General features: G+C 71.7%; 26 protein-coding genes. 12 read left to right on the forward strand and 14 right to left on the reverse strand.

From position 1 onward, the window contains the following. Positions 1 to 547: hypothetical protein (locus H0487_RS03330; protein WP_183092811.1), on the forward strand; the 547-nt coding region annotated here is incomplete at its 5' end. On the opposite strand, the gene H0487_RS03335 is transcribed toward H0487_RS03330, so the two are convergent. The 3 genes from H0487_RS03335 to acnA all read right to left on the reverse strand — a co-directional run bounded on the left by H0487_RS03335 (position 544) and on the right by acnA (position 4672). Next, positions 544 to 1158 carry a thioredoxin-like domain-containing protein gene (locus H0487_RS03335; protein WP_183092812.1) on the reverse strand — a complete coding sequence of 205 codons (615 nt, stop codon included), beginning with the start codon at positions 1156 to 1158 and terminating at the stop codon, positions 544 to 546. The genes H0487_RS03330 and H0487_RS03335 overlap by 4 nt on opposite strands. Before the next feature lie 19 nt (positions 1159 to 1177). Then, positions 1178 to 1915 carry a hypothetical protein gene (locus H0487_RS03340; RefSeq protein WP_183092813.1) on the reverse strand — a complete coding sequence of 246 codons (738 nt, stop codon included), beginning with the start codon at positions 1913 to 1915 and terminating at the stop codon, positions 1178 to 1180. An 81-nt stretch (positions 1916 to 1996) separates the two neighbouring features. After that, positions 1997 to 4672, reverse strand: coding sequence for an aconitate hydratase AcnA (gene acnA, locus H0487_RS03345; protein WP_183092864.1), 2676 nt, complete (start codon positions 4670 to 4672; stop codon positions 1997 to 1999). Between the two features lie 256 nt (positions 4673 to 4928). Between acnA and H0487_RS24165 the strand changes: the two genes are divergently transcribed. Beyond that, positions 4929 to 5234, forward strand: a complete 306-nt coding sequence (locus tag H0487_RS24165) for a response regulator transcription factor (protein WP_183092814.1) — start codon at positions 4929 to 4931, stop codon at positions 5232 to 5234. Here the strand turns inward: H0487_RS24165 and H0487_RS03355 are convergent. Beyond that, the gene (locus tag H0487_RS03355; protein ID WP_183092815.1) at positions 5180 to 7069 is read right to left on the reverse strand and encodes an ABC transporter ATP-binding protein; all 1890 of its coding nucleotides are present in this window, start codon (positions 7067 to 7069) and stop codon (positions 5180 to 5182) included. The genes H0487_RS24165 and H0487_RS03355 overlap by 55 nt on opposite strands. A gap of 80 nt (positions 7070 to 7149) precedes the next feature. Here H0487_RS03355 and H0487_RS03360 point away from each other — a divergent pair, with 80 nt between their 5' ends. The 5 genes from H0487_RS03360 (at position 7150) to H0487_RS03380 (ending at position 11420) form a co-directional block, all read left to right on the forward strand. Continuing rightward, complete coding sequence (locus H0487_RS03360) at positions 7150 to 7995, forward strand: ABC transporter permease (RefSeq protein ID WP_183092816.1); 846 nt, start codon at positions 7150 to 7152, stop codon at positions 7993 to 7995. Beyond that, complete coding sequence (locus H0487_RS03365) at positions 7988 to 8818, forward strand: ABC transporter permease (RefSeq protein ID WP_183092817.1); 831 nt, start codon at positions 7988 to 7990, stop codon at positions 8816 to 8818. Before H0487_RS03360 ends, H0487_RS03365 begins: the two co-directional genes overlap by 8 nt. Then, positions 8815 to 9801 carry an ABC transporter ATP-binding protein gene (locus tag H0487_RS03370; RefSeq protein WP_183092818.1) on the forward strand — a complete coding sequence of 329 codons (987 nt, stop codon included), beginning with the start codon at positions 8815 to 8817 and terminating at the stop codon, positions 9799 to 9801. Before H0487_RS03365 ends, H0487_RS03370 begins: the two co-directional genes overlap by 4 nt. 194 nt (positions 9802 to 9995) lie before the next feature. Continuing rightward, positions 9996 to 10571 carry a dihydrofolate reductase family protein gene (locus H0487_RS03375; RefSeq protein ID WP_183092819.1) on the forward strand — a complete coding sequence of 192 codons (576 nt, stop codon included), beginning with the start codon at positions 9996 to 9998 and terminating at the stop codon, positions 10569 to 10571. Between the two features lie 18 nt (positions 10572 to 10589). Next, positions 10590 to 11420: a DUF4232 domain-containing protein gene (locus tag H0487_RS03380; protein WP_183092820.1), complete on the forward strand. Its 831-nt coding sequence runs from the start codon at positions 10590 to 10592 to the stop codon at positions 11418 to 11420. Positions 11421 to 11442: 22 nt separating this feature from the next. Here H0487_RS03380 and H0487_RS03385 read toward each other — a convergent pair whose 3' ends face one another. Genes H0487_RS03385 through H0487_RS03395 form a run of 3 tightly spaced genes read right to left on the reverse strand, consistent with a single transcriptional unit; the run spans position 11443 to position 14909 of the window. After that, a complete protein-coding gene (locus H0487_RS03385; protein ID WP_183092821.1) occupies positions 11443 to 12555 on the reverse strand; it encodes a class I SAM-dependent RNA methyltransferase in 1113 nt (370 codons plus the stop codon). Beyond that, entirely contained in the window at positions 12552 to 14588 is a 2037-nt protein-coding gene (locus H0487_RS03390; RefSeq protein ID WP_183092822.1) for an APC family permease, read from the reverse strand. Before H0487_RS03390 ends, H0487_RS03385 begins: the two co-directional genes overlap by 4 nt. 30 nt (positions 14589 to 14618) lie before the next feature. Then, positions 14619 to 14909: a hypothetical protein gene (locus H0487_RS03395; protein WP_183092823.1), complete on the reverse strand. Its 291-nt coding sequence runs from the start codon at positions 14907 to 14909 to the stop codon at positions 14619 to 14621. 86 nt (positions 14910 to 14995) lie between these two features. On the opposite strand from H0487_RS03395, the gene H0487_RS24170 reads away from it, so the two are divergent. Genes H0487_RS24170 through H0487_RS03410 form a run of 3 tightly spaced genes read left to right on the forward strand, consistent with a single transcriptional unit; the run spans position 14996 to position 17342 of the window. Then, on the forward strand, positions 14996 to 15955 hold the full coding sequence (locus tag H0487_RS24170; RefSeq protein WP_183092824.1) for a helix-turn-helix transcriptional regulator: 960 nt from the start codon (positions 14996 to 14998) through the stop codon (positions 15953 to 15955). Positions 15956 to 15992: 37 nt separating this feature from the next. Then, a complete protein-coding gene (locus H0487_RS03405) occupies positions 15993 to 16658 on the forward strand; it encodes a potassium channel family protein (RefSeq protein WP_183092825.1) in 666 nt (221 codons plus the stop codon). Between the two features lie 12 nt (positions 16659 to 16670). Beyond that, a complete protein-coding gene (locus H0487_RS03410) occupies positions 16671 to 17342 on the forward strand; it encodes a potassium channel family protein (protein ID WP_183092826.1) in 672 nt (223 codons plus the stop codon). 14 nt (positions 17343 to 17356) lie between these two features. Here H0487_RS03410 and H0487_RS03415 read toward each other — a convergent pair whose 3' ends face one another. The 4 genes from H0487_RS03415 to dut are packed head-to-tail and all read right to left on the reverse strand — an operon-like array spanning position 17357 to position 19732. Then, the gene (locus H0487_RS03415; RefSeq protein ID WP_312855806.1) at positions 17357 to 18187 is read right to left on the reverse strand and encodes a DUF3159 domain-containing protein; all 831 of its coding nucleotides are present in this window, start codon (positions 18185 to 18187) and stop codon (positions 17357 to 17359) included. Then, positions 18184 to 18543, reverse strand: coding sequence for an OB-fold nucleic acid binding domain-containing protein (locus H0487_RS03420; protein ID WP_183092827.1), 360 nt, complete (start codon positions 18541 to 18543; stop codon positions 18184 to 18186). The genes H0487_RS03415 and H0487_RS03420 overlap by 4 nt, the downstream gene beginning before the upstream one ends. An 8-nt stretch (positions 18544 to 18551) precedes the next feature. Then, complete coding sequence (locus H0487_RS03425; RefSeq protein WP_183092828.1) at positions 18552 to 19277, reverse strand: DUF3710 domain-containing protein; 726 nt, start codon at positions 19275 to 19277, stop codon at positions 18552 to 18554. Next, positions 19274 to 19732 (reverse strand): dUTP diphosphatase, encoded by a 459-nt coding sequence (gene dut, locus H0487_RS03430; RefSeq protein ID WP_220793048.1) that lies wholly within the window; start codon positions 19730 to 19732, stop codon positions 19274 to 19276. The genes H0487_RS03425 and dut overlap by 4 nt, the downstream gene beginning before the upstream one ends. A 94-nt stretch (positions 19733 to 19826) precedes the next feature. Between dut and H0487_RS03435 the strand changes: the two genes are divergently transcribed. Together H0487_RS03435 and H0487_RS03440 are read left to right on the forward strand one after the other, a co-directional pair. After that, positions 19827 to 20288 (forward strand): DUF3093 domain-containing protein, encoded by a 462-nt coding sequence (locus tag H0487_RS03435; RefSeq protein ID WP_183092830.1) that lies wholly within the window; start codon positions 19827 to 19829, stop codon positions 20286 to 20288. Positions 20289 to 20323: 35 nt separating this feature from the next. After that, the gene (locus H0487_RS03440; protein WP_183092831.1) at positions 20324 to 20617 is read left to right on the forward strand and encodes a DUF4235 domain-containing protein; all 294 of its coding nucleotides are present in this window, start codon (positions 20324 to 20326) and stop codon (positions 20615 to 20617) included. A gap of 75 nt (positions 20618 to 20692) precedes the next feature. Here the strand turns inward: H0487_RS03440 and H0487_RS03445 are convergent, their stop codons facing one another. The 3 genes from H0487_RS03445 to H0487_RS03455 all read right to left on the reverse strand — a co-directional run bounded on the left by H0487_RS03445 (position 20693) and on the right by H0487_RS03455 (position 22963). Continuing rightward, positions 20693 to 20983, reverse strand: coding sequence for a DUF4193 domain-containing protein (locus H0487_RS03445; protein WP_183092832.1), 291 nt, complete (start codon positions 20981 to 20983; stop codon positions 20693 to 20695). Positions 20984 to 21131: 148 nt separating this feature from the next. Further along, positions 21132 to 21944, reverse strand: coding sequence for an inositol monophosphatase family protein (locus H0487_RS03450; RefSeq protein ID WP_183092833.1), 813 nt, complete (start codon positions 21942 to 21944; stop codon positions 21132 to 21134). Next, entirely contained in the window at positions 21941 to 22963 is a 1023-nt protein-coding gene (locus tag H0487_RS03455; protein WP_312855807.1) for a ferrochelatase, read from the reverse strand. Before H0487_RS03455 ends, H0487_RS03450 begins: the two co-directional genes overlap by 4 nt. Positions 22964 to 22969: the final 6 nt, after the last annotated feature.

Consider the following 22969-nt stretch of genomic DNA (forward strand, 5'->3'; position numbering starts at 1 on the left):
CGGCCTGCGGTACGCCGGCGTCGACCCGCGCGAGACGCTGCGGGCAGCCGTCCCCGACCCGGCGGAGGTCGCGGAGATCGTCAGCGGCCTCGACCGCCTCGACGCCGCCTCCCCCGTCGGTCCGTGGACCCGCGCCACGCTGCGCCTCATCGACCGCCATCCCGAGGTGCGGGCCCCCGAGCTGGCCGCCCAGGTCGACCGGCCGACGGCCGAGTTCAAGCGCGACGTCCGCAAGCTCAAGGAGCGCGGCCTCACCGAGTCGCTCGCGATCGGCTACCGGCTCTCGCCCCGCGGCGAGGCGGTGCTCGACCACGAGGACGGCCCGCGCGAGCGGGCACCGCGCCGGGAGGGCACGCCCCTGCCGCGCACCATCGGCGCGCCTGCTACCCGCGCCCTGCGCGCGGTCGACGTCCACACCCTCGAGCAGGCGGCCACCTGGACCCGCGCCGACCTGGCCGCCCTCCACGGTGTCGGCCCGATCGCGCTGGATCGGATGGAGGCGGCGCTCGGCGAGCTCGGCCTGGGCTACGCCGACAGCCAGGGCTAGGCGTTGGAGCCGAGGTCGAGCTGGGCGGTACCGCCCGCGCACGAGCCGAACGGCTCCGGAGCGGTCTCGCCCGCGCCGTAGGCGTCGAGGAACAGGCCGATCCGCGGGTCGTCCGGCCCGACCAGCGCGAGCTGGCGGCCCCAGACGGTGATCACAGCGGGCGCCTCCTGGTCCGGGACGGGCGACATGATCCCGTTGGCGGGCAGCTGGGCGGCGAGCTCGTCGACGCCGGCCGGGTCCACGAGGTCGGGCCGGTAGGTGATCCAGACCGAGCCGTGCTCGAGGTCGTGCACCGCGTTCTCGTCGGGGACCGGGACGTCGTAGACGCCGCAGTCGAGCCAGGCGTCGAAGTGGTCGCCGCCGACGGGAGGGGTCTGCGGGTAGTCGACGTCCTCGCGCACGTGGAACGGCTGGACGTCGTACTCCTCGACGAGGTCGAGGTTGCTCGTGTCGACCGTCGAGGACGGGCCCGCCGTCGACCGGCTGCCCTCGTCGTCGTCGCCGAGCAGCACCAGCGGGAGCACGACGGCGGCGGCCACCACCAGCAGCCCGGCCACGCCCGCGACGACGACCGGGAGCGTACGACGCGGCGACTCCGGGGGCTCCTCCACGCGCACACCGTAGTCGCGGTCAGCGGAAGACGTGGTACTCCCCCTTGCCGAGGAAGAAGCCGGCGTCAGCCGCACGGTCGATGCAGGTGACCCCGAACGACTCGGCCGCGCAGGTGACCTCACCGCTCACCACGACTCCGGGCGCGCCGACCACCTCGGCGCCCGGTTCGCGGATGGTGTCTGCGTTGCACACAGGGCGGGGCCGTCCCTCGAAGGTCTCGATCCGGCCGACCCGGTCCGTCGAGTCGGCGCCGCACACGTCCGGGTCGTTGATGAAGCCGTTGCCCAGCTCGCAGGTCGGGCCGATCACGGGGTCGTCGAGGAGGCAGTAGACGTCGTCGCCCCGCCCGCCCGACCCGTCGGTCCGGGTCACGAACCGGGTCGCGAACACCGTCGGCCCCTGGGTCGCGGTGGCGTTGATCCGGTCGATGGCGTCCTCGTAGGAGGTCGGACCGGCGGCCCGGTCGGGCGGCGGGGCCGAGGTCGGTGCCTGGTCGGTCGAGCCGTCGGTCGTCTCCCCGCCGGTCGCCTCGGTGGTCGCCTCGCTCGTCGCCTCCGTGGTCGCGGGAGCGGTCGCGGAGGTCTCGGGCGTCGCGGAGGACGCCGTCGGGCTGGTGGTCACCGACGGCTGCGTGGTGATGGTCGGGACGTCGTCGGCGTCATCACCGCCGGAGCCCCCGCCGACACCGCAGCCGACGAGCGCCGTCAGCGCGAGGAGCAGTGCCGCCGTACCCCCGAGCCGCGTCCACGTCGCCATGCGCCCATGGTGGCAACAGAGAAGCCCGATGGCCCGCCACCACGCGGGTGACGGGCCATCGAAGGAGGATCTGAGCGTCGGTCAGCCGCGCAGCAGGTTGCGCAGCACGAACTGCATGATGCCGCCGTTGCGGTAGTAGTTCGCCTCACCGGGGGTGTCGATCCGGACGACCGCGTCGAACTCCACGTCGTCCGCCTTGACCTTCACCGTGGACGGCGTGGTGCCGTCGTTGAGCGCGGTGATGCCGGTGATCGAGAACGTCTCCTCGCCGGTCAGGCCGAGCGACGCGGCGGTCTGGCCCTCGGGGAACTGCAGCGGGATGACGCCCATGCCGATCAGGTTGGAGCGGTGGATCCGCTCGTAGGACTCGGCGATGACGGCCTTGACGCCCAGCAGCGAGGTGCCCTTGGCCGCCCAGTCGCGCGACGAGCCCGAGCCGTACTCCTTGCCGGCCAGGACGACCAGCGGGATGCCGGCGGCCTGGTAGTTGACCGACGCGTCGTACACGGTCGTGACCGGGCCGTCGGCGACGGTGAAGTCACGGGTGAAGCCGCCCTCGGTGCCCGGCGCGATCTGGTTGCGCAGGCGGATGTTGGCGAACGTGCCGCGGATCATGACCTCGTGGTTGCCCCGGCGCGAGCCGTAGGAGTTGAAGTCACGGGCCGTCACACCGTTGTCGGTGAGGTACTTGCCCGCGGGCGAGTCGGCCTTGATCGAGCCGGCCGGCGAGATGTGGTCGGTGGTGACCGAGTCGCCGAGGCTGAGCAGGACGCGGGCACCGGCGATGTCGGTGACCGGGGTCGGCTCGTCGGGCATGCCGTCGAAGTAGGGCGCCTTGCGGACGTAGGTCGACTTCTCGTCCCACGTGAAGGTGTTGCCCTCCGGCGTCGGGAGCGAGCGCCAGCGGTCGTCGCCAGCGAAGACGTCCTTGTAGGACTCACCGAACATCTCGGAGTTGATGGCGCCGGCGATGGTCTCCTCGATCTCGGCCGGGGTCGGCCAGATGTCCTTGAGGAAGACGTCGTTGCCGTCGGTGTCCTGCCCGATCGGGTCCTTGAAGAGGTCGACCTTCATGTTGCCCGCGATGGCGTAGGCGACCACCAGCGGCGGCGAGGCCAGGTAGTTCATCTTGATGTCGGGGCTGATCCGACCCTCGAAGTTGCGGTTGCCCGAGAGCACCGAGACGACGGCGAGGTCGTTGTCGTTGATCGCGGTCGAGACCTCGGGGATGAGCGGACCCGAGTTGCCGATGCAGGTGACGCAGCCGTAGCCGACCAGGTTGAAGCCGAGCTTGTCGAGGTACGGCGTGAGGCCGGCCTTCTCGTAGTAGTCCGACACGACCTGCGACCCGGGTGCGAGCGTGGTCTTGACCCACGGCTTGCGGGTGAGGCCCTTCTCGACCGCCTTCTTCGCGAGCAGGGCGGCGCCGATCATGACCGACGGGTTCGAGGTGTTGGTGCAGGAGGTGATCGAGGCGATCGTGACCGCACCGTTCTCCAGCTCGAAGGAGGTGCCGTCGGCCAGGGTCACCGGGATCTTCGCGTCGACGTTGCTGCTGTAGCCCTTGACGTCCTCGGCGAAGTGCGTCGCGGCAGCGGTGACCTCGATCCGGTCCTGCGGACGCTTCGGGCCGGCGATCGACGGGACGACGGAGGCGAGGTCGAGCTCGAGCTTCTCGGAGTAGCGCGGCTCGGCATCGGGGTCGAGCCAGAGGCCCTGCTCCTTCGCGTAGGTCTCGACGAGGGCGAGCTGCTCCTCGGAGCGACCGGTGAGGCGCAGGTAGGTGATCGTCTCGCCGTCGATCGGGAAGACCGCGATCGTGGAGCCGAACTCCGGCGACATGTTGCCGATCGTGGCGCGGTTGGCCAGCGGCAGCGCCGAGACGCCCGGACCGTAGAACTCGACGAACTTGCCGACCACGCCGTGCTTGCGGACCATCTCGGTGATGGTGAGCACCAGGTCGGTGGCGGTGGATCCGGCCGGCAGCTCGCCGGAGAGCTTGAAGCCGACGACCCGCGGGATGAGCATCGAGACCGGCTGGCCGAGCATCGCGGCCTCCGCCTCGATGCCGCCGACGCCCCAGCCGACGACGCCGATGCCGTTGACCATGGTGGTGTGGGAGTCGGTGCCGACGCAGGTGTCGGGGTAGGCCAGCAGCTCGCCGTCGACCTCGCGGGTGAAGATCGTCCGCGCCAGGTGCTCGATGTTGACCTGGTGGACGATGCCGGTGCCCGGCGGGACGACCTTGAAGTCGTCGAAGGCGCCCTGGCCCCAGCGGAGGAACTGGTAGCGCTCGCGGTTGCGCTCGTACTCGATCTCGACGTTGCGGGCGAACGCCTCGGGCGTGCCGAACACGTCGGCCATGACGGAGTGGTCGATGACCATCTCGGCCGGGGCGAGCGGGTTGATCTTGGTGGCGTCGCCGCCGAGGTCCGCCATGGCCTCGCGCATGGTGGCGAGGTCGACGACGCAGGGCACGCCGGTGAAGTCCTGCATGATCACGCGCGCCGGCGTGAACTGGATCTCCTTGTCGGGCTGGGCGGTCTCGTCCCAGCCGGCGAGGGCCTTGATGTCGGCGGCCGTGATGTCCGCGCCGTCCTCGGTCCGCAGGAGGTTCTCCAGCAGGACCTTCAGGGAGAACGGGAGGCTCTCCACGTCGATGCCGTCACCCTTGACCGCATCGAGGCGGAAGATCTCGTAGGACTTGCCGTCCACGTCCAGGGTGCTCTTCGCGCCGAAGCTGTCCTTGCTGGCCATCCGGGTCTCCGTCCTCGTCGACATCTCGGTCGTCGGTAGGTCTGCCTGCCCATCCTGCCGCCGCGACCTGCCGGGGGGATAGTGAGGCTCGCCTAAGTCTCGCCTGATGTCGGATCGTTCGATATCTCTTGATATCAAGATACATGAGGTCGAGCGAGTTTTCCACCGTTTCTCGACCCGTGGGCGTGTCTCAGATCGGTCTCACAAGGCCCGGCATCGGGTGCGCTGCGGACGGACCGCTCCTTAGCCTCAGCCCGTGAGCGAAGCGCAGCAGAGCAGCGAGGCCGCCGCCCCGCGCCACCTCCAGGTGGTACGACCGGTGGCGCCGTCGTGGCCCGGGCTCCTGTCCCGGCGCGAGGCCGACGTGCTGCGCCTGCTGGCCGAGGGCCAGTCGACGACCGAGATCGCACGCACCCTCTTCATCTCCCCCGCCACCGTGAAGTGCCACGTGGCGCGGCTGATCGCCAAGGTCGGCGTCCGCGACCGCGTCCAGCTCGTCGTCGCCGCCTACCGCAGCGGGTTCGTCCCGGTCTCGACCGCCTCCGAGAACTGGGTCGTGTAGAGCTCCTCGTAGCGACCACCGGCGGCGAGCAGCTCGAGGTGGGTCCCCTGCTCGGCGATCACGCCGTCCTCGATCACCAGGATCAGGTCGGCGCTGCGGATCGTCGAGAGCCGGTGCGCGATGACCAGCGCCGTGCGCCCCGCGAGCACCTCGCCGAGGGCGGCCTGCACCGCCGCCTCGGACGTCGAGTCGAGCGACGCCGTCGCCTCGTCGAGGACGACGACCCGCGGGCGCTTGAGGAGGAGCCGCGCGATCGTGAGCCGCTGGCGCTCGCCCCCGGAGAGCCGGTAGCCGCGCTCCCCCACCACCGTGGCCAGCCCGTCGGGGAGCGACCGCACGAGGTCGGCCAGCCGGGCCCGCGCGAGGGCGTCCCACACCTCCTCCTCGGTCGCGTCGGGGCGTGCGAACAGCAGGTTGTCGAGGATCGAGTCGTGGAAGAGGTGACCGTCCTGGGTGACCATGCCGACGGTGTCGCGGATCGACTCCGCGGTCAGGTCGCGGACGTCGACGCCGGCCAGGCGGACGGCGCCCGAGTCGACGTCGTACAGGCGCGAGACGAGCTGGGCGATCGTGGACTTGCCGGCCCCCGAGGACCCCACCAGGGCGATGACCTGGCCCGGCTCGGCGTGCAACGTGATCCCGTGCAGGACCTCCTCCCCGCCTCGCGTGTCGAGGGTCGAGACCTCCTCCAGCGAGGCGAGGGACACCCGGTCCGCCGAGGGGTAGGAGAAGCGCACGTCGTCGAAGTCGACGGTGACCGGGCCGTCCGGCACCGCGCGCGCGTCCGGCCGGTCCCGGATGAGCGGCTCCAGGTCGAGGATCTCGAAGACCCGCTCGAAGCTCACCAGTGCCGACATCACGTCCACCCGCGCGCTGGCGAGGGAGGTGAGCGGGGCGTAGAGCCGGACCAGCAGCAGCGAGAGCGCCACCACGTCGCCCGCGTCGAGACCGCCGGTGAGCGCGTAGTAGCCGCCCAGCCCGTAGACGAGGGCGACCGCGAGCGCGGAGACGAGCGTGAGGGCGGTGACGAACGCGGTCTGCACCATGGCGATCCGGACACCGATCTGGGCGACCCGTCGGGCCCGGGCGGCGAACTCGGCCGACTCCTGGTCGGGCCGGCCGAAGAGCTTGACCAGGGTCGCGCCCGGTGCGGAGAAGCGCTCGGTCATCTGGTTGCCCATCGCGGCGTTGTGGTCGGCCGCCTCCCGCTGGATCCCGGCGATCCGGTTGCCCATCCGGCGGGCGGGGACGACGAAGACGGGCAGCAGCACCAGCGACAGCAGGGTCACCCGCCACGAGATGCCGAGCATCACCACCAGGGTCAGCACGAGCATCACGAAGTTGCCGACCACGCCCGACAGGGTGGTGCTGAACGCGCGCTGGGCACCGATGACGTCGTTGTTGAGACGGCTGACGAGCGCCCCGGTCCGGGTCCGGGTGAAGAACGCCACCGGCATCAGCTGGACGTGGTCGAAAACGGCCCGTCGCAGGTCGAGGATCAGTGACTCCCCGATGCTCGCCGAGAGCCACCGGGTGACCAGGCCCATCGCCGCGTCCAGGACGGCGATGCCGGCGATGACCAGGGCGAGCACGACCACGACCCGGGGGGCGTCACCCGCGACGATCGCGTTGACCACCCGGCCGGCCAGGACTGGTGTCGCCACGGCGAGCGCGGCGCCGGCCACGCTGAGCACGATGAAGCCGATCAGCTTGCGGCGGTGCGGCCGGGCGAACGTCAGGATCCGGCGCGCCGTCGCGGCGCTGAACGCGCGCCGGTCGTCCGGCGCGGCCATCCGCCGGTACAGCTGGTTCCACGCGATCGACTCCATGCTCATGTCGACGACCCTAGGACTTGAAGTCGACTTGAAGGCAAGTCCCGGGACCGTCCGGTCGGATCGCATAGGTTGCTGTCGTCATGCGAGCTGCGCCAGCTGGACCGTCGGGGGTCCGCGTCCTCCGCGTCCTCCGCGTCTACGGGCGCATCCTGGTCGCCGGCTTCCGCCGGCAGTCCGCCTACCTGGCCGCGGCGTTCGGCGGCCTGGTCGCCAACACGATGTTCGGCCTGCTCAAGGTCGCGATCCTGTTCGCCACCGTGCGCGCCGCCGGCGGGGAGCTCGAGGGGTACGACGTCGCGCTCATGAGCACCTACATCTGGGTGTCGCAGGGCCTGCTCGGCTCGGTCAACCTGTTCGGCCGGATCGACATCGCCGACCGGATCAAGGACGGCGACGTCGCCGTCGACTTCCTCCGGCCGCTCGACGTGCAGGCCGCTGCGATCACCACCGAGGTCGGCAGGTCGCTCTTCAATCTCATCCCCCGCGGCATCCCGTCGGTGCTCATCGGCGGGCTCGTCGTGGGCATGGCGCTCCCCGACGACCCCGCGGCGTACCTGCTCGGCGCGCTCAGCATCCTGCTCGGGATCACCGTCTCCGCCGCGACCGTCTACCTGGTGGTCGCGGCCCCGGGGTTCTGGCTCGTCGAGACCCGCGGGCTCCAGCTGCTCTACATGGTCGTGTCGGGGTTCCTCGCCGGGCTGTTCGTCCCGATCTGGATCTTCCCGCACTGGCTGGAGACGCTCGCCCAGGCGACGCCCTTCCCCTCGATGATGATGTATCCGGTCGACATCGTCTCCGGGCGCGTCGACACCAGCGGGGCACTGGTGCTGGTGGCGGCCCAGGTGGCCTGGCTTGTCGGCGTCGCCGCGCTGGGCCAGGTCCTCACCCGCGCCGGCCGGCGCCACCTGGAGGTGCAGGGTGGCTGACACTGTGCCGCCCACCGGGCTGCGGGACCGGCTGCGTCCCTACCGTGCCGTGCTCGCGTCGCGGGCGCGCTCGCAGACGTCCTACCGTGCCAGCTTCACCCTCGACCTCGCCAGCTCGCTCCTCATCGGAGTCGTCGAGCTGGCCGAGATCTGGGTGCTCTTCCACAGCGTCACCGAGATCGGCGGGCTGGACTTCGCCCAGGTCCTGCTCGTCTTCGGGCTGGCCGACCTGTGCTTCTCCCTCGCCGACATGTCCTTCGGGCACTGCGACAACCTGCCGACCTACCTGCGGGCCGGGACGCTCGACGTGTTCTACCTGCGCCCCCAGCCGCTGCTGCTCCAGCTCGTCACCAGCGACATCTCGCTGCGCCGCCTGTCCCGAGCCCTGGTCGGGGCGACCGCCCTGACCGTCGGGCTGGTCGTCAACGACATCGCGTGGAGCCCCGCGCACGTCCTCATGGTCATCGTCGCCGTGATCAGCGGATATGCGACGTTCGCGGGGATGTTCGTGTGGGCCGGGGGTGCCCAGTTCTTCCTCATCGAGGGCGCCGAGACCACCAACGCCTTTGTCTACGGGGGTCGCTACGCGGCCACGCAGCCGGCCTCGGTCTGGAACCGGCCGCTGTGGGCGGTCTTCGGCTTCTTCTTCCCGATGGCGTTCACCGGCTTCCTGCCCGCCCTGTGGCTGCTCGGCATCGAACCGCCGTACGGGCTGCCCGACGGCGTGGGCTGGTGCGCGCCGATCGCGGCGGCGTGGACGTGGGCGTGGGCACTGCTCAGCTGGCGGCTGGGCGTCCGGCACTACCAAGGAGGCGGCGGATGACCGACCAGACCAACGACCGGACCGCGAGCGTGCCGATCATCGAGACCACCGGCCTGACCCGGGAGTTCCGCGTCCGCGACGGGCTGCACCGGCGCACCGTGGTGGCGGTCGACGACCTCACGGTGCGGATCGAGCCCGGCGAGGCGGTCGGCTACATCGGCGCGAACGGCGCCGGGAAGTCGACCACGATCAAGATGCTGACCGGGATCCTGGTGCCGTCGCGCGGCTCCGTCACCACCTGCGGCCTGCGGCCCGTGCAGGACCGACGCCGGCTCGCCCGCCAGGTCGGGGTCGTCTTCGGCCAGCGCTCCCAGCTGTGGTGGGACCTGCCGGTCCGCGAGTCGTTCCGGATCCTCGCCGCCATCCACGACCTGTCCGCCGCGGCGGAGCACGAGCGCACCGACGAGCTCGTCGAGCGGCTCGAGATGGCCGACTTCCTCGGGCAGCCCGTGCGCCAGCTCTCGCTGGGCCAGCGGATGCGGGCCGAGGTCGCGGCCGCACTGCTCCACTCCCCCCGTCTGGTCGTGCTCGACGAGCCCACGATCGGGCTCGACGTGCTCGCGAAGCAGCGGCTGCGGGAGTTCCTCGTCGCGGAGCGGCGCACCCACGGCACCACGCTGCTGCTCACCACCCACGACATGGGCGACGTGGAGCGGCTCTGCGACCGGATCCTGGTGATCGACCGCGGGCGGCTCGCCTACGACGGCGACCTGCCCGGCCTGTCCCGGACGGTCGGCGCCGAGCGGGTCCTCGTGGTCGACCTCGCCGCGCCCACCCCCGACCTCACCGGCATCGCCGCGACCCGCCACCTCGCCTCCGAGGGCGGCGGCCTGCGCCAGCGGCTGGCCTTCGACGCCGAGGCCACCACCGCCGCGAAGGTGCTGGCCGCCGTCTCCGACCACGCCGAGGTGCTCGACCTCACCGTCGAGGAGCCCGACATCGAGGACGTCGTCCGCCGGATCTACGCCTCCCGCCGCCCCTGACCCCCGCCGAGTCGCCCATCCTGCGGGCCCGAGTCGCCCATCCTGCGGGCCCGAGTCGCCCATCCTGCGGGCCCGAGTCGCCTAACTTGCGGGACTGACGAACAAGAAAATCCGCGCAGGGGTGTCGTATCGAACGACCCACGTTCGTGGTGAGGTAAAGCAACCCCTCCCGGGGCCGACTCAAGGAGATCACCATGCGCACCCTGTACGTCACCGAGTTCATCACCCTCGACGGCGTCATCGACTCCCCCGGCGGCAACGAGGGCCACCCGCACGCCGGCTGGTCGTTCAAGGACGTCGAATTCCTGCCCGAGGTCTATGCGATGAAGGGCCAGGAGCAGGAGGAGGCCGGCGCGCTGATGCTCGGCCGCGTCAGCTACGACCTCTTCGCCCCGGTCTGGCCGTCGATGACCGAGGAGTTCCCGAAGTACAACGCGATGCCCAAGTACGTCGTGTCGACGACGCTCAAGGACGAGGACCTCGTCGACAACTGGGGCGACATCACGATCCTGCGCACGATGGACGACGTCGCCGCACTGAAGGAGACCGACGGCGGCCCGATCTCGGTCCACGCCAGCGCGAACCTCGCCCAGTCGCTGGCCGCTGCCGGGCTGGTCGACCGCTACCAGCTGCTCGTCTTCCCGGTCGTCCTCGGCTCCGGAAAGCGCCTCTTCTCCGACTCCTCCCCCGACAAGCACCGGCTCCACCTCGCCGAGAGCGAGTCCTTCGCCAACGGCGTGCAGAAGCTCGTGTACGACGTCGTGCGCTGAGACGAGAGGGACCACCCGATGGCCGATCGCGACAGCATCGCCGCCGCCGCGACCGCGGTGGTGGTGCTGGCGCTCGGCGCGGGCTACGTCGTGACCCAGGGCGGCTCCGACGGGGATGACTCCCGGCTGGTGCCGGACGCACGGAAGGTGTCGGGCCCGTGCGGCGCCGGCGACCTGGTCGCCGGCGCCGTCGACCGCGAGGGGGCGGCCGGGACGTCGTACCTCACGGTGAGCCTGGAGCTCGCCCGCGGCGCCGAGCCGTGCACGGTCCGTGGCTACCCGTCGGTCCTCGTCCTCTCCGACGGCCGTCCCGCGGGCGTGCCGACGGTCGACGACAGCGGCCTCGGACGGCCCGAGCGGCTCACCGTGCTGCCGGACCGGTCCGCGAAGGTGACCCTCGCCTGGTCGGTCGACCACTACTGCGGCCCGGTCGACAACGACGGGATCCGGCTCTGGGTGGCCGACGGACTGCCGATCGACCTGCCCGGGTTCGGCCCGACGTCGTGCTCGCCGGGCGAGTCGCGCCCCGCTGTCCGCGTCGGCGGCTACGCGACCGTCAGCCAGCGCGCCGAGGGCGGCACTGTCGCCGGGGTGGTCGCGCTCAACGGCGGCCCGGCTCCCGGCACGGGCGAGTTCGTGACCTCGGGCGAGGTCCTGCTCGTCGGCGCGGACACCTTCCGGGCACCCGTCGGGGAGGACGGCACGTTCCGCCTCGTCGTCCCTGCCGGCACCTACGCGGTCGCCGTCTCCACCCGCCAGTGGAACGCCGGCGACCCGTACGACGCCGGCGAGCTCACGGTCCTCCCCCGCGAGCTCAACGACCTCAACGTCATCCTCCCCATCCGCTGACCGGCGGTCCGGTGACGACCCGTCAGCTCGCGGGCTCGAGCAGCGCGACGCACTCGACGTGGTGCGTCATGGGGAACAGGTCGAAGGCGCGCAGGCTCCGCAACCGGTAGCCGTGCTCGGCGAAGATCGCGACGTCGCGGGCCAGGGCCGCCGGGTCGCAGGCCACGTAGGCGACCGCGCGCGGGCGGCGGTCGACCACCTGCTCGACCACCTTGCGCTTGGCGCCGGTCCGCGGCGGGTCGAGCACGACGAGGTCGAACGGTTCGTCGTAGCCGTCGGTGAGGACCCGGCTGACGTCGCCCGCGGTCGCGTGCAGACCGGGGCAGTTGCGCTTCGCGAGCCGCACCGCGGCCCCGTCGCCCTCGACCGCGCACACCCGGCCGCCTGCACCGACCGCCTCGAGGAGGAATCGGCTGAACAGCCCGACGCCCGCGTAGAGGTCGAGCGCTCGCTCGCCCGGCTGCGGGGCGAGGGCGTCGAGCACGGCGTCCACCAGGACCTCGGGCGCGCCCGGGTGGACCTGCCAGAAACCGCCGTCGGCGACCTCGAACCGGCTCCCCCGCACCTCGTACGACGGACCCTGCGGCGCCTCGAGCAGGCACTTCTCGACGGGGACCACCTCGTGCGAGCGGTGCTGGCGCATGCCGCGGCGCCCGCCGGCCAGCGGGACGTAGCGCTGCCGGGTCCGCCAGCCGAGCCCGTCGACGTCGCCGGGCACCGGCTCGACCTGGACGTCCACCTCCAGACCGGCGAGCCGGCGCAGCTGCTCACGCACGACCTCGGCCTTCAGCGCCCGTTGGCGAGCGACGGTGACGTGCTGGAAGTCGCACCCGCCGCAGCGGCTCGGACCGGCGTACGGGCACGGCGCCTCGACCCGGTCCGGCGACGCCTGGAGCACCTCGACGGCGTCGCCCCGCCAGAAGCGGTCTCCCGCCGTCCCTTCCGTGATGCGTACGACGACCCGCTCGCCGGGCAGCGCGTGCCGGACGAAGACCACCCGCTCGCCGTGCCGGACGACGCAGTGGCCACCGTGCGCGACCGGCCCGACCTCGGCCTCGAACTGCTCCCCGACGTGCGACTCCCCGCGCTCCTTGCGGGCCCGCGGCCGCCGTGGGCCTCGCGGAGCGGAGCTCACTGGACCTGCCGGTCCCGGTCGCCGCGTCCGCGGCGCAGGTCGCCGGGCCGGACCCGGGTCTCCTCCCGCTCCTCGCGCTCGCGGGCGATCTGGGACGACCTCAGCTGGTAGGGCACCGACGTGACCATGACTCCGGGCGTGAACAGCAGCCGCCCCTTGAGGCGCAGGGCCGTCTGGTTGTGGAGCAGCTGCTCCCACCAGCGCCCGACGACGTACTCCGGGATGTAGACGGCGACGACGGCGCGCGGGTTGGCGCCGCGGATGGCGATCGCGTACTCCACGATCGGCTTGACGACCTCGCGGTAGGGCGAGTGGAGCACCTTGAGCGGGACGCCGACGTTGCGCTCGTCCCACTCCTCCAGGAGCCGGTTGGTCTCGGCGTTGTCGACCGAGACGTAGACGCCCTCCAGGGAGTTCGGCCGGGTCGCCTTGGCGAACGCCAGCGCACGCAGGGTCGGCTTGTGCAGCTTGGACACCAGCACGATGGCGTGGACCCGGGTCGGGAGCGCGTTGTCGGTCTCGTCGGCGGCCAGCTCGGACGCAACGTTGTCGTAGTGCTTCTTGATCCCCTTCATCACCAGGAAGAAGAAGCCCATCGCCAGGATCGTGATCCAGGCGCCGGCGAGGAACTTGGTGGCGAGCACGATCACGAGCACGACCGCGGTCATCCCGAGCCCGAACGTGTTGATCACCCGCGATCGCTGCATCCGGCGTCTCTCGGCAGGATCCCGCTCGGTCGCGAGATGGCGCGTCCAGTGCCGGATCATCCCGAGCTGGCTGATGTTGAACGAGACGAAGACGCCGACGATGTAGAGCTGGATCAGCTTGGTCGTCTGGGCGTCGAAGACCAGGATCAGCACGATCGCCATCACCGCCAGGAACACGATGCCGTTGCTGTAGGCCAGCCGGTCACCGCGCGAGGCGAGGGCCCGCGGCGCGTACCCGTCGTTGGCGAGGATCGACCCGAGGACCGGGAAGCCGTTGAACGCGGTGTTGGCCGCCAGCACCAGGATGACCCCGGTGACCGTGACGACGAAGTAGAAGCCCGGCGAGAAGTGGTCGAAGACGCCGTTGGCGATCTGCGAGATGACCGGGTGCTGCTCGTAGCCCTCCGGCACCGCCTCACCGGACGCCGTGCGCAGCTGCTCGAGCTTGTGGGGGTCGACGTACCGGATGCTCATCTGCTTGGCGAGCACGACGACGCTCATCATCATGCTGATCGCTATCAGCCCGAGCAGGAGCAACGTGGTGGCGGCGTTCTTGCTCTTCGGGCGCCGGAACGCGGGAACGCCGTTGGAGATCGCCTCCACACCGGTCAGCGCCGCGCAGCCCGAGCTGAACGCCCGTGCGAGCAGGAAGATCAGCGCCACCTGGGTGAGCGGGCCGTCCCAGCCGTCCTGGGGCTCGATCTTGAGGTGAGAGCTCTCCGCGTCGGGGAGATCGCCGCTCAGCAGCCGCAGCAGGCCGTAGCCGCACATCCCGAGGATCGCGAACATGAACAGGTAGGTCGGGACCGCGAAGAACGTCCCGGACTCACGCACGCCGCGGAGGTTCACCGCGGCCAGGAGCAGGACGGCGACCGACGCGACGATCGCCTCGTGCCCGATGAGGGCGGGGATCGCCCCGGCGGCGTACTGCGCGGCGGAGGAGATCGAGACCGCGACGGTCAGCACGTAGTCGACGAGCAGCGCGCTGGCGACGGTGATGCTCGCCGTCCGTCCGAGGTTGACGGCCGCGACCTCGTAGTCGCCGCCACCCGAGGGGTACGCGTGCACGGTCTGCCGGTACGACGCCACGACGGTGAGCATCACCACGGCGACAGCGATCGCGATCTTCCACGACCAGACGTAGGCGGACGCCCCGGCGACGGCCAGCATGATGAAGATCTCGTCGGGCGCGTAGGCGACCGACGAGAGCGCGTCGCTCGCGAAGACGGGCAGGGCGATCCGCTTGGGGAGCAATGTCTCCCCCAGCTGCGCGCTTCTGAGCTTGCGGCCCAGCAGGATGCGCTTCGAGACGTCGCCGACACCCACGGGCGACAACGTTAGGGCATGAGTCGCCGGTCAGAGCGTTCGCCGTGCCACCACGTCGAGGACGAGCGGTCGGCCGTGGTCGACGAGCTGGGCCTGCGAGAGCGGCGTGGCCCAGATCTTCTGGAGCGCCTCGCGGAAGGCGAGGGCGGTCGCGGCGTCGTCGAAGTCGAGGTCGACGAGGACCCGGCGCGGGTCCTCGGCGTCGCGGGCGATCCGGTAGGACCGGACTCCCCGCTCCTCGCGGAAGCGCTCGTAGCGGTCGAACGCGGCCCTCCAGGAGTCGTAGTCGTGAACGGTGTTGTCGATGTGCAGCGTGGTCATGGGGCCAGCGTGGTCCGGGGCAGGCTCCGGGGACATCCCCGACCTCGGGGATCCCGGCCGCCGGTCCGTCGCCCTACGCTGGGCCGGTGGACCTCCTCGTCCGCGCCGAGGACCTCTGCGCCCGGCCGCTGTCCGACCGGTCGCTCCGGGAGCGACTCGTGCGGCTGGTCGCCGAGCGGGTGGCGTTCGACGGCCATGTCTTCGCGCTCACCGACCCGGTGTCCGGGGTCGCCAGCTCGCCGCACGCGACCGTGCCGATGCTGCCGTGGGAGCGGCTGCCGGCCGTGATCGGCCAGCGGTACCTGGCCGGGAGCGACGAGGAGTGGCGGGGCCTGCTGGCGCCGTACGGCGTCACGGACACGGCGCTGGTCAGGTTCACGGACCGTCATGGCGGGTGGGGCTGGCTCGAGCTGTGGCGCACCGGCGGAGCCTTCACGGAGGCCGATCGGTCGCTCCTCGAGCGGCTGGCGCCGACCGTCACGACGGGCCTGCGCGCCGCCGCCGCACGGACGTTCGTGGCCGACGCCGGTGCGCTGGCGGGCCTCGGTCCGGGCGTGGTCGTGCTGGGGCCCGACCTCGGCGTCCGTGCGCAGACCGATGCCGCGGCCTCGGCGCTCCTGCGGCTGCTGCCGCCCGACGAGCCGATGCCGCCGATCCCTGCGGCGGCCTACAACGCGGGCGCCGCGCTGCTGGCGGTCGAGGCCGGCCGGTGGCCGGGCGAGCCGGCGGCGCGGGTGCACCTGGGCGGCAACCGGTGGGTCACCGTCCGGGCGGCACGCCTCGGCGACACCGTCGCGGGCGACATCGCGGTCTCGATCGCGCCCTCGACGGCCGGCGGGCGCACCGACCTCTTCGCCCGTGTCCACGGACTGTCACCGCGCGAGACCGAGGTCCTCGGACTCGCGGTCCACGGCCTCGACTCGCGCCAGGTCGCGGACCTGCTGGTCATCGCGCGGACGACGGCCGAGGACCACCTCAAGGCCCTGCTCGCCAAGAGCCGGTCCCCGACGCGGCAGGTCCTGGTCGCCAGGGCTTTGGGCGCCTGACCGTACTTCCTGCCCGCCGCTGCTATAGCGTTCAACCGTGCACGTCGTGATCATGGGTTGTGGCCGCGTCGGCTCGACGCTCGCCCGCAGCCTGGAGGACCGCAACCACACGGTGGCCGTGATCGACAGCGAGCCGGACTCGTTCCGAAGGCTGGGTCCGGGCTTCAACGGTGACAAGGTCGCCGGGATGGGCTTCGACCAGCAGGTCCTCGAGAAGGCCGGCATTCGGCGTGCCGACGCGTTCGCCGCAGTCTCGAGCGGTGACAACTCCAACATCATCGCCGCCCGGGTGGCGCGGGAGACCTTCGGCATCCAGCAGGTCGTCGCCCGCATCTACGACCCCGGCCGGGCCGAGGTCTACCAGCGGCTCGGCATCACGACCGTCGCGACGGTCAAGTGGACCGCCGACCAGGTGCTGCGCCGGCTGCTGCCGGTCGGTGCCGAGCCCGACTTCCGCGACCCGTCCGGCACCATCCGGATGGACCACATGCTCGTTCCCGAGGTGTGGGTCGGCTCGTCGGTGGGCTCGTTCCAGGAGCAGGCTCGGGCCCGGGTCGCCTGGATCGACCGGCTCGGCGAAGGCATGCTGCCCACCCGCGACAGCATCATCCAGGAGGGCGACCTGCTCCACGTCGTCGTCCGGGAGGAGAACGCCGGCCGGGCCTACGACGTGCTCGAGACCGGCCCGGAGCACGGGGACTGAGGAGGAATGGGGATGCGAGTCGCCATCGCCGGAGCCGGCGCCGTCGGCCGTTCGATCGCGCGCGAGCTGATCGAGAACGGTCACGAGGTCCTGCTCATCGACAAGTCGCCGTCGTCGATCCGCCCGGAGCGGGTGCCCGACGCCGAGTGGCTGCTGGCCGACAGCTGTGAGCTGTCCTCGCTGGAGGAGGCACGCCTCGACAAGTGCGACGTCGTCATCGCCGCCACCGGCGACGACAAGGCCAACCTGGTCACCTCGCTGCTCGCCAAGACCGAGTTCGGGGTCCCCCGCACCGTCGGCCGCGTCAACCACCCCAACAACGAGTGGCTCTTCACCGAGGCGTGGGGCGTCGACGTCAACGTCTCCACCCCGCGCATCATGTCGGCGCTGGTCGAGGAGGCCGTCTCCATCGGCGACCTGGTGCGGCTGTTCACGTTCCGCCAGGGCAACGCCAACCTGGTCGAGATGACGCTCCCGACGGACTCCCCGTTCGTCGGCAAGGCCTCGGGCCTGATCCCGCTGCCGGAGAACTGCGCCCTCGTCACGATCCTGCGCGACGGGCAGGTCTACGTCCCGACGCCGGAGCAGCCGGTCGAGTCGGGCGACGAGCTCCTGTTCGTCGTACCGGCCGAGGCCGAGGACGCGCTCGAGCGGCTGCTCGCGCCGGCCTCGCACCCCGGCTGACCGTCGCACCCGGCCTACATGTCGGGTTTCGGCGAATTCTCGACATCTAGAGCGGGTACGACGGGCTCCGCGGGCTCCTCCAGTGGCGTCGCGTTACGGGCGAGCAGCCAGATCATGAGGCTCCACGAGCCGATCCGGAGCGCCCAGCCCAGGCCGGTGCGCAGCACCAGGATCACGACGACCGCGGTGTCCGGGTCGATCGTCCCCGAGTGTCCGAGCAGCCAGACCGGCCCCTGCCCCAGGACGCCGATGGCGCCGGGCAGCAGCATCACCCAGGTGAGCCGGTTGCAGAGCCGCACGACCTGCTTGTTCTGGTGCCACCCCACCGGGTCCTCGGTCGCGGCGCCGAGCATGAAGCCCAGCACCGGCCACCCGACGAGGCAGGACGCACCCATCACCACGGTGTAGCCGAGGCTGATGAGGATGCCGGGCAGGAAGAACGCCAGGGCCTGGTCGGACTCCGAGCCTCCGGAGGACTCCGCCCACCGGACGAAGACCCAGCCGAGCCCGATCCCGAAGATCGCGTTGAAGACGTACTGGGTCGAGCTGCGCTGCACCAACCGGGCCAGCAAAGCAGCGCCAGCGACGGCGAGGCTCGCGACGAGCGCGATCTGGAGCTCCTTGGTCGGCAGCCAGACGGCGCTGAACACGATCCCAGGGATCGCAGCCTCCAGCATGCCTCGCTTGCCGCCGAGGGACGCCGAGAGCTGGTGGCGGACGAGCGCCTCCACGGTGTCGACGCCGATCCTGCGCGCGGCCTCCGTCGTCAGCGAGTGGTCCTCGTCCTCGGGCGGCTCCGTGGCGGTGACCTCGGTCGCGTCGGTCTGGCCGGGCTCGTCGGTCACAGGAGCTCGTAGCGCGGGTTGAAGAGCACGCGGTCGCCGTCGTGCTCGCCGATGCGGCCGGCGACCTCGATCGCGCGGCCCGGTCCGATGCCGGCGATCCGGCGGCGGCCGAGCCAGATGAGCGTCAGCGTGCCGGTGCCGTCGTACAGCTCGGCCTCGAGAGCCGGTACGCCGCCGCGCGGGCGCAGCGTCACGGTGCGCAGGGTGCCCCGCAGCTGGACGGGCGTCCGACTCGGGGCGTCAGAGATCGAGACGACGCCGGAGCCCGCGAACGTGCGCCGGAGGTCACGCGCCTCGGCCTCCTCCGTGCTCGCCCACCTGCTGATCGTGCGCCGCAGCCGGCTCTTGGTCGCCACCGCTCCTCCTAGGCTCCCGGTTGGCCCTGGCCAGCGGCCGCACGGGCCGCTGCAGCCTGCTCGGCCTGCGCCTTGACCTCGGCCGGGAGGGTCAGCGGCAGCTGCTCCCCGACCGGCATCGCCTGGGCACCGCGGCGGACCGCGACGTTGGCGACCGCGCTGCGCCACTCGGCCAGCGCCGCCTCGTCGCGGGCGGGCTTGCCGAGGAACGTCGCCCGCAGCAGCCAGCGAGGGCCGTTGAACCCGACCACCCGAGAGGCCTGGTTGCCGACCTTGCCGTCGGGCTGCTGGACCTGCACCTCGCAGAAGAGCTCGGTCCCGAACGGACCGTCCTGCTCGGTCGCGGTGCCACCGCGGCGGGCAGCGTCGGCAGCGATCTGGGGCCGGACCTCGCTCCACAGGTCACCGTTGCGCGGCGCGGCGTAGGCGCGCAGCTCGACCGCGCCGTCCTGGCCGGCCAGCACGACGGATTTCACGGCGCCGGACTTCTCGTCGATCTGCACCCGCAGGTCCCGACCCTCGACCGGGGCCACCAGCAGGGCACCCAGGTCGACCCGCTTGACGGCGTCGCCGTCGGGGAGGTCGTCGACGTCAAAGGGGCCGCCCGTCGCGTCGCCCGTGGCCGCAGCCCCGGTGCCGACGGACTCGTCGGCAGCGCTCTGCGGCGCCCCGTCGGTCTCGCTGTCGGCCGGGGCGCCCTCGGCGACCGAACCTGCCTTGCGGCGGAACTTCACGACTTGCTCTCCTTCACCTGGCCAAAGCCTCCTGTAGAACCGTAGCCGCCGGTGCCACGGACGCTCTCGGGAAGGTCGGCAACGGGCACGAACCGAGCCCGCTCGAAGCGCTGGACGACGAGCTGGGCGATCCGGTCGCCACGGCTCAGGACGATCGGCTCGACGAGGTCGTGGTTGATGAGCAGCACCTTGATCTCACCGCGGTAGCCCGCGTCGATCGTCCCCGGGGTGTTCACGATCGACAACCCGTGCCGCGCCGCGAGGCCGCTGCGCGGGTGGACCAGTGCGACGTAGCCGGAGGGCAGCGCGATGGCGACCCCGGTCGGAACCAGCATCCGCTCCCCCGGCGCGAGGACCACGTCGACGGTGGTGACGAGGTCGGCCCCGGCATCACCCGGGTGGGCGTAGGAGGGCAGCGGCAGGTCGGCGTCGAGCAGCGTGACCGGGATGTCCAGGTCGGTGGCGACGTCCTCGTGAGCAACAGGTTCGAGAGGCACGGAACCCACCCTAGAGACGTCGTGGCCAGGGGCGGATGGGATCCTTCCTCCCGTGAACACCGGCCCGGAGTACGTCGAGCGGCTCGGCGTCCCCCTCCGCTGGTGGGCGCAGGGCACGATGCTGGTCGCCACGCTCTGGCTCACCGTCGTGGTGGCCGTGCCCGGCCCGACCGCCTGGGTGGTCACCGCGGTCGCGCTGGCCCTGCTCGGCCTCGCCCTGTGGGGGTACGGCGACGCGCGGATCACCGTCCGTGACGGCTGGTTCCAGGCGGGCCGCGCCCGGATCGAGGCGCACCACCTCGGCGCAGTCGCTGCGCTCGACGCCGAGCAGACCCGCCTGGTCGCCGGCCGCGACGCCGACGCCCGCGCGTTCCTGCTGCTGCGGCCCTACCTCAAGCGTGCGGTCAAGGTCGAGATCGCCGACCCCGCCGACCCGACGCCGTACTGGCTGGTGAGCTCGCGTCACCCGCAGGCCCTGGCGGACGCGCTCGCCGCCCTGCCCCGCGCCCACTGATCGGGCGCCGGTCGACGACTCGCTAGGGTCGTCCCATGGCAAAGGACGGCGGTTCGAAGGTCTGGTCGATGTTCTCCCTGGTGGCGGCGCTCGGTGGCGCCGCGGCCGCACGGAAGGCGATCGACAAGTCCTGGCAGGTCAGCACCGGCAAGAAGCCGCCGGAGAACCCGGCCGACCCGGACGTCGACATCTGGGAGGCCGTCGCGTGGGCCGCGACGACCGGCGCCGCGGTCGCGCTGGCCAAGATGTACGCCCAGCGCCGCGCCGCCAACTACTACGTCCGGTCCACCGGCCACCTGCCGCCCCCGCTCCGCAAGGACGGTCAGTAGCCCTCGGCTTCTGTCCGACGAGAAGCGGGCCGAGCCGATCGCTGACACGCGATCAGGCTCGGCCCCTCGAACCGCTCAGGCGCAATCGCGACAGATCATCTTCTTCGGGTCGGCCAGCTGGCTGCGGTGATGCACGAGGAAGCAGCTCATGCAGGTGAACTCGTCGTCCTGCTTGGGCTTCACCTCGACGGCCAGCTCCTCGTGGGAGAGGTCGGCGCCGGGCAGCTCGAAGGACTCAGCGGCCTCGGTCTCGTCCTCGTCGACCTTGCCGGAGTTCTTGTCGTGGCGGCGCGCCTTGAGCTCTTCGATGCTCTCCTCGGACTGCTCGTCCTCGTTCTTGCGCGGTGCGTCGTAGTCAGTCGCCATGACGCTGCCTCCTCTATCTCCTTGCCGACGAACGGTCCTCCCCGCCCCGGACCTGCGATTCGTGATCGGCGCGGCAGATTGTGCACTATCCCGGTGCCCAGCGATACCTCGGGTCGGGCGAGTCGTCGGAACAGCGAGAGAACGCAGGCTATTCCCCGGTGAATCCGGTCGCGCGGGCGAGTGCCTCCAGCTCCTCGTAGCCGTGACCCGGGCCACACACCACCAGGTCGCGACCGGTCGCCCCACGGAGGACCCCGAGCCGGGCTCCGGCGAGCCGGGCGATCAGCCCGCCGGCGGCGTAGTCCCAGAGGTTGACCCCCTCCTCGAGGTAGCCGTCGAGGGCACCCTCGGCGACGTGGCAGAGCTCGAGGGCGCAGGAACCGTGCCGCCGGATGTCGCGCACGAGCGGCAGCATCCGGGCCGTGGCGGCCGCCTGCACCGCGCGCATCTCGGCGCTGTAGGAGAAGCCGGTGGCGATGAGCCGCTGGGCGAGGGGCGCGGGCCCGCGGGCGGCGAGCGGACGGCCGTCCCGGGTCGCGACACCACCCCCGGGGAGGTCCGGGGCGACGTAGCCGACGTAGGCGCGGCCCTTGGCCGCGTCGAGGACGACCCCGGCGACCACCTCGCCGTCGACCTCGGCCGCGATCGACACCGAGAACTCGGGCAGGCCGTAGAGGAAGTTGACGGTCCCGTCGATCGGGTCGACGACCCACCGCACGCCGCTCGTCCCCGCGACGTCGTCCCCCTCCTCCCCCAGCACCGCGTCGTCGGGGCGCACCGCGAGCACGCGGGACCGGATGAGGTCCTCGGCAGCCCGGTCGGCGACGGTGACGACGTCGACGTCACTGGACTTGGTGGCGGCGACGTCCACGCCGCGCTCGGCGTGCTCGAGGACGAGCGCCGCGGCGTCGCGGGCTGTGGCGAGCGCGAGGTCGGCGAGCTCCTGCGGGAGTCCGCTCACGTCTCGGTCCGCGGCAGGCAGCACCCGACCGGACACGCCTCGATCGGGCGGTCCAGGGCGAGCTCGAGCAGCGCCGAGACGAAGCGCGGGTCGGTGCCGGCGGTGCCGGCGCGCCGGGCAGGGATCCCGAGCCGCTCCGCGGTCGCGAGCGCCTCGGTGTCGAGGTCGTAGACGACCTCCATGTGGTCGGAGATGAAGCCGACGGGGATGAGCACGACCGCGGTCACGCCCTCGGCGGCGAGCTCCTCGAGCCGGTCGTTGACGTCGGGCTCGAGCCACGGCGTGTGCGGCGAGCCGCTCCGGGAGCAGTAGACCAGCTCGTGCGCGCGCTCGACCCCGGTCGCGGTCGCGACCCCCTCGGCCACGGCTGCGGCGGCAGCGAGGTGCTGGGCGACGTACTCCCCTCCGGTCGGGCCGCTCTCGTCGTTCATCTTCGTCGGGATGGAATGGGTGACGAACACCAGTCGTGCCTCGTCGCGCACGTCCTCCGGCAGGTCCGTGACCGCAGCGACCGTGCGATCGACGAACGCGGCGACGAAGCCGGGGTGGTGGGCGAACCAGCGGATCTTGTCGATCTGTGGCGCACCGGGGACCTCGGCGACGGCGGCGGCGAGGTTCTCTCGGTACTGCCGGCAGCTCGACCACGACGAGTAGGCGCTGGTCGCGATGCAGGCGACCCGCTGCCGGCCGTCAGCGGTCATCTGGCGGACGGCGTCGACGAGGTAGGGCTCCCAGTTGCGGTTGCCCCAGTAGACCGGGAGATCGACGCCCTGGGCCGCCAGGTCGGCCTCCAGCGCGGCGATGAGCGCCTTGTTCTGGTCGTTGATCGGCGAGCGGCCGCCGAACAGGAAGTAGTGCTCGCCCACCTGGGCGAGCCGTTCGCGCGGAATGCCCCGACCGCGCGTCACGTTCTCGAGGAACGGCACCACGTCGTCAGGCCCCTCCGGTCCACCGAAGCCGAGCAGCAGGATCGCGTCGTACGGGGTCGACTCGGGAATCGGTGTCCGGGGATTCGTCACCGGACC

Source organism: Nocardioides stalactiti, assembly GCF_014180715.1.
GTDB classification, from domain to species: domain Bacteria; phylum Actinomycetota; class Actinomycetes; order Propionibacteriales; family Nocardioidaceae; genus Nocardioides; species Nocardioides stalactiti.